Source organism: Curvibacter sp. EU05-FHT14A10 (genome assembly GCF_058791075.1).
This window is the reverse complement of the sequence record NZ_JBYTDE010000045.1, coordinates 1-1,306: the sequence shown is the minus strand read 5'-3', so window position 1 is coordinate 1,306 and position 1,306 is coordinate 1. Positions and strand designations below refer to the sequence as shown.

Annotated in this window: 1 protein-coding gene; it reads right to left on the bottom strand. The window is 58.1% G+C overall.

Annotated features, from left to right (window positions below; all coding sequences use genetic code 11):
* Positions 1-38 precede the first annotated feature (38 nt).
* Positions 39-1,225 (bottom strand): IS3 family transposase gene (locus AC3WUT_RS30140; RefSeq protein ID WP_492350752.1). Its coding sequence is split into 2 segments (ribosomal slippage): positions 39-970 and positions 970-1,225, totalling 1,188 coding nucleotides; the frame shifts between segments, so codons are not numbered across the junction.
* Positions 1,226-1,306 lie beyond the last annotated feature (81 nt).

The following is a 1,306-nucleotide window of genomic DNA, read 5'->3' as shown; positions in this document are numbered from 1 at the left end:
TGAGGTTGCCCCTGAAAATCGGAGTGCATAACCGGTCTTCAAGCGGCAGATTTGTGCTGCGCCGCCAACCAGCGATTCTCGTACTGCATGGGGCTCATGTAGCCCAATGTCGAATGTAGCCGGGAATGGTTGTAGAACCCGATCCAATCCAAAATCACCTGCCTTGCTTGGGCTCTGGTCGCGAACTTTCGGCCATGAACACACGCCGTCTTCAAGTGCCCCCACAGGCTCTCGGTCGGGGCGTTATCCCAGCAATTCCCCTTGCGACTCATTGAGCTGAGAATGCCCCACTGCTTGAGTGTGCGCTGGAAGTCATCACTGCAATATTGACTGCCCCTGTCACTGTGAAAGATCAGGCCCCTGGCAGCTCGACGACGCCAGCAGGCCATCAGCAATGCATCCTTGACCAGGCTCGTTTGCATGTGCGTTTGCAGGCTCCAGCCCACCACCTGACGACTGTGCAGGTCCAGCACTGCTGCCAGGTACAGCCACCCCTCGTCCGTGGCGATATACGTGATGTCGCCGCTCCACAGTTGGTTGGGTGCCGGCGGATTGAATCGTCGCTGCACCAAGTCGGCCGCCACCGGCAAACGGTGTTTACTGTCGGTGGTGACCACGAATTTGCGCTTTGTCCTGGCACGAATCCCGTGTTGGTGCATCAGCTTGCGCACCCGGTCTTTGCCGACCCTGATGCCCCTGCCCAGCAGTTCCTTGTGCATGCGTGGCCAGCCGTATTCACCTTTGACCTGAGCATGTATGGCTCGCATATGGGCAAGCAAGGCTTCGTCGCTGTGAAACCGCGTGAGCCCACCGTGGCCTCTCTTGCCAGCCCTGTCCCAACTGAAATACCCACTGGGACTGACCTGCAAAACCTCACACATCAGCGTGATCGGCCAGCGTTGCTTCATCGATTGAATCCAGGCGTACTTTGCAGCACATCCTGTGCAAAGTACGCCGCCGCTTTTTTTGCAATATCGCGCTCCATCTTCAGGCGCGCCACCTCCGCCTTCAGCCTCGCGATCTCTGCCTGTTCAGGGCTCACCACCGCAGCAGGTTTGCCATCTGTCGATACGCCAAGCTGCCCCTTTGCATCCGCCCGAACCCAGTTGGTCAAGCTAGCACTGGGCATCCCCAAGGTCTTGGCCACCACTGCGGCAGGCCGTCCTGCCTTGACCTGTCTGACGGCTTCTTGCTTGAACTCCAAGGTGTACTTGGCTCTGCTCATCACTCCAGCGTTCATCTCTTCTCTCCTTTCCCGGCATTCTCCGGGCTGAGCTATGAACTCCGAAATTCGAGGGCAACCTCA